9 protein-coding genes are annotated in these 8,114 nt (G+C 43.5%); 6 read left to right on the forward strand and 3 right to left on the reverse strand.

Annotated features, from left to right (window positions below):
- The coding region (locus tag ACP45E_RS10175; RefSeq protein WP_141707285.1) for an adenylosuccinate synthetase at positions 1–518 on the forward strand (518 nt) is incomplete at its 5' end.
- 255 nt (positions 519–773) lie between these two features.
- Positions 774–1,898, forward strand: a complete 1,125-nt coding sequence (locus tag ACP45E_RS10180) for a dipeptidase (RefSeq protein ID WP_017037030.1) — start codon at positions 774–776, stop codon at positions 1,896–1,898.
- Positions 1,899–2,094: 196 nt separating this feature from the next.
- Here the strand turns inward: ACP45E_RS10180 and ACP45E_RS10185 are convergent, their stop codons facing one another.
- From ACP45E_RS10185 to ACP45E_RS10195, 3 genes are all read right to left on the reverse strand, one after another.
- Positions 2,095–2,889, reverse strand: coding sequence for a substrate-binding periplasmic protein (locus ACP45E_RS10185; RefSeq protein WP_017037031.1), 795 nt, complete (start codon positions 2,887–2,889; stop codon positions 2,095–2,097).
- A gap of 179 nt (positions 2,890–3,068) precedes the next feature.
- Entirely contained in the window at positions 3,069–3,848 is a 780-nt protein-coding gene (locus ACP45E_RS10190) for a substrate-binding periplasmic protein (protein ID WP_017037032.1), read from the reverse strand.
- Positions 3,849–4,120: 272 nt separating this feature from the next.
- Positions 4,121–4,975, reverse strand: a complete 855-nt coding sequence (locus ACP45E_RS10195) for an AraC family transcriptional regulator (RefSeq protein WP_017037033.1) — start codon at positions 4,973–4,975, stop codon at positions 4,121–4,123.
- Between the two features lie 284 nt (positions 4,976–5,259).
- Here ACP45E_RS10195 and ACP45E_RS10200 point away from each other — a divergent pair, with 284 nt between their 5' ends.
- The 4 genes from ACP45E_RS10200 to ACP45E_RS10215 all read left to right on the forward strand — a co-directional run.
- Entirely contained in the window at positions 5,260–5,766 is a 507-nt protein-coding gene (locus ACP45E_RS10200; protein WP_017036421.1) for a penicillin acylase family protein, read from the forward strand.
- Between the two features lie 56 nt (positions 5,767–5,822).
- A complete protein-coding gene (fepB, locus tag ACP45E_RS10205) occupies positions 5,823–6,743 on the forward strand; it encodes a Fe2+-enterobactin ABC transporter substrate-binding protein (RefSeq protein ID WP_017037035.1) in 921 nt (306 codons plus the stop codon).
- 120 nt (positions 6,744–6,863) lie between these two features.
- Positions 6,864–7,787: a FecCD family ABC transporter permease gene (locus ACP45E_RS10210; RefSeq protein WP_426511047.1), complete on the forward strand. Its 924-nt coding sequence runs from the start codon at positions 6,864–6,866 to the stop codon at positions 7,785–7,787.
- 1 nt (position 7,788) lies between these two features.
- Positions 7,789–8,114 (forward strand): iron chelate uptake ABC transporter family permease subunit (locus tag ACP45E_RS10215; RefSeq protein ID WP_141707286.1); only part of this gene is annotated, 326 nt, incomplete at its 3' end.

Consider the following 8,114-nt stretch of genomic DNA (forward strand, 5'->3'; position numbering starts at 1 on the left):
CTGGTATAGGCAGTGGCCTACCTGCACTCAGACCTGAGCGTGTTATTGCTGTTGCAAAATCGTTTAGCTCATCAGTAGGGACAGGCACATTGGTGACGGCGATGGAAGAGCAAGACAACTTTCGTGAAAGCTCGAATGAGTATGGAGCAACGACAGGTCGTCCACGTGATATGGGGTACTTTGATGCGGTAGCGACACGTAATGGCGTAGAGCTGCAAGCGGCAACCGAGATAGCCCTAACAAAAATTGACTGCTTAACCGGTATGAAGGATCTCAGAATTTGTGTTGCTTACGATGGCGAACACAGTGAGAACCCAATCTGGCCTCAAACTGCCGATCTTCAACCTATCTATGAAAAGATGCAAGGTTGGGATGAGGATATAACCGGTTGTCGTACCTTCGAAAGCTTGCCTCAAGGCGCTAAGGAATACATTGAGCGTATTGAAGCGTTAATGGGTGTCCCTATCAAAATGGTGTCTGTGGGCCCAGAACGTGAACAGATGATCATTCGCGATTAAGACCTTATCCCTTAGATGTAAAAACAAGCCCAGTATTCGCGCTGGGTTTGTTTTTACCTATTCACCCATTTTCTTAGCGACAAGATCGATAATCCCGGTTACGACATCCACACTGGCTTCTCGAATCGCTGAGGATTCGATCATTCAAAAGCGATTAATACTTAAACATTAACAAGGCTACTATAGTGGCAACTTAAACAAGTTTAGCGTTTACTCAATAGGTGAAGTGGGCGCAGCACTATAGGAATCAATATCATGACTACAAACACCGCCCCTCAGCTACCAGAATTTGAAATTAAAGACTATTCCAACATTCCACAACGTAGAGAGTTTTATCCTGCGTCAGAAAAAGCCGTCAAGATTGTTCGTGATTCGATGACCATTGATACCCTATTTTCAGCGCTTTATCCAAGCCAGTGGTCTTCACCTGAAGCACCAGAATTTCACGACGAGATGGATCGTTGTAAAGCGGCTGGCTTTAAAGTCCTTGCTGCATGCCCATCAGCAGACTCATTGGATGCTTCTGTCGATGGCATCATGAAAGGCACAGACTTCTACCTAAATAAAATGAGAGAACGCCCAGACAATTATAAAATTATCCGCACGACAAAAGACATTGATGATGCGGTCAAAGAGGACAAGTTAGGTCTATTTTTTACTCACCAAGGAACTCAAATTTTTGGTGGTGATGTTGACCGTGTCGCCTTGTGGCGTGAATTAGGCTATGGCTATTGTCTTCTTGCTTATAATAATCGCAATGAAGTTGGTGATGGGTGTTTTGAACCTGAAAATCGTGGTTTGACCGACTTTGGTAAAAGATTGATTGATAGCTATAACCGGTACGGCATGGTCGTAGATGTGAGTCACACAGGAGAACGAACTTCTCTTGATGCTATTGAGCGTAGTAGCCAACCTGTGATTTCTTCACATTCTGGTGCAAAAGCGATGGCCAATTATCAACGTAGCTTGAGCGATGAGGTTATTAAAGCGATCGCAGAAAGTGGCGGTGTATGCTCAATCAATATGGTTGGTGCTTTTATGGATACCTCTAATCCAGACATTGTTACGACAGAAGCGTTATTTCGTCATGTCGACTACATGGTGAACCTAGTAGGCATTGATCACGTGGGCTTTGGTTCAGACTATATTCCAAATATCAATTTTACAGCTTCAATTATGCAGACCCCAATGGGTGCCGCTGTTTTTCCTGATGGTGGCTATAGCGCAGCAGCTGGTGCAAAAGGTTTTCCTACTCCAGCGCCTTACCAAATCGTCGCAGCTCTTGTCGACAAAATGTTAGAGAATGGATACTCACAAGAAGATTGTGGAAAATTCTTGGGTGGCAACATGTACCGAGTTTTTGATCAGGTTTGGCGTTAGACTACGGATTTAATGGCGTAAATATCCAGTTATAAAGTGCACCGTCGGCCAGTTTATGAGCGTCGGTGCCATTGCGTATCATTTCCATCACACCGGTTATTTGAACAACCAGCACTTTAAAAATACAATCGGCTTCATTAACGTAAACTGACCTAGCTGAAAACGTAACCGCTTGTGCGAAAAAGTAACGGTATGCTTATCGGTATTTATTGAGAATCTTTTGGTGCAATGTGACCCCTTGGTCATCTTTCTGGGATTTGATTATGTCGAGCCCTTTTTGCAACTCCGCAAGAATGTCTTGCTCAATACTTTTATTGAACGCGTAATACAATTGCCCTTCTTCTAGGACATATATCGATTCAAACCTGTCGGAATCTATTCCAACTTGGCTTGCCCACCAATAGGCTGCTTTTTCATCGTACGCAAGTAAATCAATGCGACCTTTCATCAACTGCTCTGCAAGTACTGTGACGGTCGTTGCTTCCTGCATGGAATTTCTCGGGATCCCAAGTGTCAACAAAGACTGTTCACCAATGTCGTCGCGGATCACTCCAATTCTGTATTTACTCATCTCTATCGGGGCGTTAATGGTGATGTTGTCCTGCTTTCTCGCCAGTACGACGACCTTTATATCGGTGATAGGCCCTACCCAATGGAACAGCTTTTCTCTGTGCTCGGTGCGAGTGGTAGAAAACAGCGCTGCATCATCAAGATTGAGCGCATTTCGGTACGATCGCGGCCAAGGTAAAACAGAGATCTGAGACGTAGTAATCTCCTTTCCAACGGCTTGGCCTGCGGCAATCAAGATATCAACAGAGTAACCTGAGATATTGCCCTTTTCTTCAAAATTAGCGGGTGGATAATTCTCAGTATAAAAAGACAGGCTTTCTAACTCTGTAGATTGCACCGGTAATGAAGCCAGTAACTGCAGTATGAGTATGAAGAAAAAGGGACGGGAAAGAACATGACAACGAGGCATAGCAACCACCATTTTTTCTTAAGCTTACTTTTAAAACTAGTCGAGTAACAAGAGAGTGTCTAACTTGTTCGCAGCCCCAATGGCAAGGGCTTCTCTGTTTCTACTGATAATTAAGAACTGAACGGGTTCATTAAATTTGCTCAACTCTTTGACGGACTTTTCATCTCTGTGTTGGTATTGGGAGTGGTAGGTTACAAGCCATACTTTTCTTTTAACCGTTGGTATGACTTGGTGAGTTTAAACGCTTGCATCGCATGGGTAAACTCATCGACCAGTGCTTGATTAGTGCTTTGTTTGGAAAAGCCAATGTAGACAATACTTGAATACAATGCAGGCTTTAGAAGCACGATGTTCTGCATGAGGTTAAGATCCACCGCACCTTCCAAATCAACAGGGCTGACAATACCCAAGTCATAGCGTTTTTTGGATATCAACTCAATCACGTCACTCGCTGATGCCACGCCTGTTTTATCCAAGTCATCGGCGCTATCAAAAGCTTGCCCAAAAGTGTAACCCGCGATATGAACCATAGAATATGGCTTTAAGGTCGTTAAGTTGCCATCAAACTTAATGTCGTGTCTCTGTTTAAGTTTGGCCAACAGATGGTCAGTGCCTGACAAAATATTGTGTTCAGAAAAGTAGATGCTTTCTTCGCGTTTCTTGCTTTTGGTAATATAGGTTACCGCGTCGGCTCTACCAGCTGTAACCATTCGCACAGCGCGGCGCCATGGGTAGGGCTTGAACATCACAATGACGCCAATGCTATTGGCAACCGATTGGATCAGTTCGATATGAAACCCTGTTAGTTGACCATCTTGCACCATTTCATAAGGTGGCCAATTCCCATCTCCCCTCGTTATTATTAACTCTCTTTGTGCGTTTACTGTTGAAGGCAGTAACATAAGGCACAGTGGCAACGGCAACAACATAGCTTTCAAATAATGAAGGAAATAAGCGGAATAAAATGGCATTTGCTGACCTCTATTGGTTGCAGGTTGCAGGTTGCAGGTTGCAGTTAGGTGTTGGTGACCTTGTCGAAAGTTGTGCCTCCAACATATCAAACTCCCAATTCAATATGGGCATTTTTTCCCCATTATTGACTTTGGTCTCAATAGTAGGTCAGCAAACGCGTAGTAATGACAGAATATTACGGGTGAAAACTGAAACGTCATGGGGTCTGATTTGGATTTTTCCACTCAGTAGTTTTTGTATATCTACGTTACCTGAACATAATTATTGATTTCTATTGAATGGGAAGATTAATATCAACTTCGAAATATTGCTCTTCGGGGTTCACTACTCTATATGAATCAAACCTGATTCTACTATCCAAGCTATAACCACTGTTTGGCAACCAGACATTAAAAACGCCTTTATAATCATGTGCAATGTCACTTGGGTTGCCTTTGGCTGTATAAGAGGCAAACTTCCCACCTTTAATAATACGGGTGTCTGTGGTGACATGTTGCGGTAAAACCGTATCACCATCTATTTTTATACATATATCATAGACACAACGACTTTTGTCTGTGATATTCGGGTCGCTATAACACACATCAATTAACTGTGAATCATCTTGGATGAGACTCCTATGCTCGTCGATAAACTTCGGCCAATGATGAATTAGATCGCCATAGTCGCCAATGTAGCGTCGATAGAGCACTTGTATATCTTCTAGCTCTCTAATTACAGCGTTTTTATTATAGTATTCAAACTCTTGGTATATGATTGTTGTCCCGTCGAAATGGCTTACCAAGTCAAATTTCTTATCTTTCTTGAGCCTTCTAAATTTTGCAGGAGAGATTCCGTGGTGCTTAGTAAATGCTGAGCTGTAGTTGGATGAGCTGTATCCGTAGCCCAAACCAATATTGGTAATACTATTGTTGGTATTAGTGCCTAGCACGATGGCACTGTCTTCCATTTTCAGGCGTTTGATTAACGAGTAAATACTTTCTCCAGTCGATTTTTTAAATAATCGACTAAAGTGAAATTTTGACAAATTGCAGTGACTGGCTACTTCTTCCACCCCTAGGTCACTAGTGAGATTGTTGAAAATGTACTCAATGGCATTGTTGATGGTTTTATTTTTCAGTTCCATATAAAAGTCGTTTTGTATATCAATAATGTGTTTCTGTGCGAACTCAATACTTACGTCTGGCCTTCTCACTCCCGTTTAAATTTGAAAAGAATAAAGCACAAATTCAGAAGTAAAGAGAGACAAAAATTCGTATCATCCTTGTTTTGGTAATGATAATGATTATCATGTCAAAAGGAAAGGACATCGAGAAAGCCGTTTTTTGATTCTCGAATGGTTTGTTTGCTGCCTGCATCAGTTGTTGGGCGAGTGTCGGGCAATCGTAAACACTAGGATTTAAAAATAGCATGACTCAGTTTTCTCAATCTGTTTCAGAGAGCAAAACGTTACCCTATAAAAACCAAGGAAAATTTGACCAAGTAGAGATAGTTTGGACCGACAAGGATGTACCGCGTATCCAAGCCAATAACTATGAAAGCTTAGGGTTTGGGTATGCTCACGCCCGAGATAGGTTGATTGAACTCGCTGGGCAGGCTATTGCAATGCATGGTGGATCGTATGAGCAAGGTATTCTCAACGGAGAAATGCCCGCTGAGTTAACTCGTGATGGTTTTGCCTACATCTTGTTTGGGACTGCCTATCTTCAGCTAGCCCAATGGCAAGAGGGGGCGATTTGCCCACAGGTGTTATTGGCTCACGGTCAGCGCGACGGGTTAGATTCAAAAGCGCGCACATGTCAGTTGCAACTGTTTATTGATAAAGAATTATATCTGATGCCTTATAGCGCCCATCAGTGGGAGAGCGCCAATATCACCGATAAAAATACGATTACCCGCGCTGACCTTGTTTCCTAATCCAATACATTTAGCTCCTTATTTTTAACATCTCTATTTATGGGTTTTAAACATTGATGAAACAGATAATCTTAACTTTGGTCGCTTTGATTACTATGATCACCTCAACGACCGCTTTTGCATGGCCCAAGAGCTTTGTTAATGCCGATGGAAGTACGACAACTATTCCAACCAAGCCGGTTAGGGTGTTATCGACCTCAGTCACTGTCACGGGTACCTTGCTCGCCATTGACGCACCTTTAATAGCAACGGCTACGGATACGACTGGGGGATTCTTTGGACAATGGCAGACGGTTGCTAATCAACGCTCGGTAAAGAAATTGTGGCCTGCAGGGAGTGTGAACCTTGAATCTGTCTACCTTGAGCGACCAGATCTCATTGTTGTCTCTATATCTGGTGCAGATTCTGCACTTAATCAGGTTAAAGAGCTGCGCTCTATTGCTCCAACCATTATTGTTGATTACAGCACTCAATCATGGCAGGAACTCGCCAAGCAAATGGGTGAAGCATTGGGCAATGAACAGCATGTTAAAAAAACGGTTGCTGATTTTGAACAGTTGGTTGCGGATGCTAAGACTCAGTTAAACTTGCCTGAGGGCAGAGCCAACATTATTAGCTACCACGGGTCGGGCGTGACCAATGCTGTGGCAAAATCAGAAGGGGCACATGCGTTATTACTTTCGGCGTTGGGGTTTGAACTCGAATCACCGGATCATAGCTGGCATACCGGCCCAACCTTTCATAGTGACTTTGTGCTCGTTAATTATGAAAAGTTGACTGAACTGAAGGCTGAAACCAGCTTTTTACTTGAAGCTTCTAATGTGCGAGCTCAGAGTTTGATGTCCGATGTGGTATTGAAAAACTTACCATCGGTGAAAAACCGGCAAGTTTATGGGTTAGGGGAGAACACCTTCCGAGTGGATCTCTACAGTTCCAGAGAGATCATCAAAAATATGCTCGCGCGATTTGGAAGCTAGTATAGTGTCAGAAAAGTGATTCCGATTGAAATGACTCAACTCGTTCACCCTGTTGCTCAAAGAAATAAGCGGCAAGTCAACATCGTTTTGATTGCGGCCCTTATTAGCTTGCCAGCTTTAATGCTAATCAGCATATTCGTTGGCTCGCGAGATATTGCCGTGGCAACAACCTTAGAGGCGCTAACTCACTTTGATGCCAACAACTCTCAGCATCTCATCGTTCACCATTTGCGAATGCCAAGAACTTTGCTGGCTGTCGTAGTGGGCGCGGCGCTCGGTGTTTCAGGTATTATTATGCAAGCGCTTACTCGTAACCCATTAGCTGATCCTGGGATCCTTGGTGTCAATGCTGGAGCAATGACCATGATCGTACTGGGCATTTCCCTATTTGGGCTGACGAGCTTATCAACGTATGTGTGGTTAGGACTGTTAGGTGCGGCGATTACCGGTTTTATGGTCTACCTAATTGCAGGGAAAGGGCGAAAGGTTGATGCCGTGCGAGTCGTCTTATCTGGCACCGCATTAACGATTATGCTCTTGGCAGTCACCAGCATTATTACTATCAATAGCCATCAAGATGTATTTCACCAGTATCGCCATTGGTCGGTCGGGTCGTTACAAGGGCGTGGCTATGATGTGTTGTATCCCGTTTCTCTATTTATTGCGGTAGGGCTGTTGTTGTCATTGGTATTAGCCAAGCCTCTAGATTCCATTGTACTGGGTTTTGAAAAAGGCCTGACACTTGGTGTAAACCCTGCATTTGTTTGGGCTGGTTCATTTATTGTTGTGACAATATTAGCGGGCAGCGCCACGGCAGCAGCAGGTCCCATAAGCTTTCTTGGTTTGACTGCGCCTCACATTACTAAGTTCATCGTTGGCACCGATCATAAAAAACTTATCCCAGCCTCTATGCTGATTTCAGCGTTATTGCTCCTTAGTGCCGATATATTGGGCCGTATCATCGGTTATCCAGATGAAATAAGTGCTGGAATCATGGTGGCATTAATTGGTGGGCCATTTTTCTTGTACTTGATTAGGCGTTAGTGTGTTTACCGTTAATAAAATGCATTCTTCTCGATATTTGTATGCCTTGCGATGGAAGTCAGCGTCCGTTGTGGTGAACATAAAAAACGTATCGTTCGCAGCGATCATGACTTTGGGTTTATGCGTTCTCATTCTGTTCGCCCTTAGTGTGGGTAAATTACCCTTCACTGTTCATCAGGTATTGGAGATTTTACTTTCTTCAGAGCGTGCTGAAGCAGGCTTTCAAGCGAAAATTTTATGGGATATCCGCCTGCCGAGAGTCATTACCGCTGTGTTTGCAGGTGCTGCTCTTGGGGTTTCTGGTGCGATCTTCAGATCGGAAGAGCG

Source organism: Vibrio genomosp. F10 str. 9ZD137 (genome assembly GCF_049974785.1).
GTDB lineage: Bacteria > Pseudomonadota > Gammaproteobacteria > Enterobacterales > Vibrionaceae > Vibrio.

What these genes read in the sequence shown, in the direction of transcription:
- ACP45E_RS10195 (WP_017037033.1), bottom strand. Translation starts at nt 4,975, where the DNA reads ATGGAACTGAAAAATAAAACCATCAACAATGCCATTGAGTACATTTTC.
- ACP45E_RS10210 (WP_426511047.1), top strand. Translation starts at nt 6,864, where the DNA reads ATGCTAATCAGCATATTCGTTGGCTCGCGAGATATTGCCGTGGCAACA.
- ACP45E_RS10200 (WP_017036421.1), top strand. Translation starts at nt 5,260, where the DNA reads ATGACTCAGTTTTCTCAATCTGTTTCAGAGAGCAAAACGTTACCCTAT.
- ACP45E_RS10180 (WP_017037030.1), top strand. Translation starts at nt 774, where the DNA reads ATGACTACAAACACCGCCCCTCAGCTACCAGAATTTGAAATTAAAGAC.
- fepB (WP_017037035.1), top strand. Translation starts at nt 5,823, where the DNA reads ATGAAACAGATAATCTTAACTTTGGTCGCTTTGATTACTATGATCACC.
- ACP45E_RS10190 (WP_017037032.1), bottom strand. Translation starts at nt 3,848, where the DNA reads ATGCCATTTTATTCCGCTTATTTCCTTCATTATTTGAAAGCTATGTTG.
- ACP45E_RS10185 (WP_017037031.1), bottom strand. Translation starts at nt 2,889, where the DNA reads ATGGTGGTTGCTATGCCTCGTTGTCATGTTCTTTCCCGTCCCTTTTTC.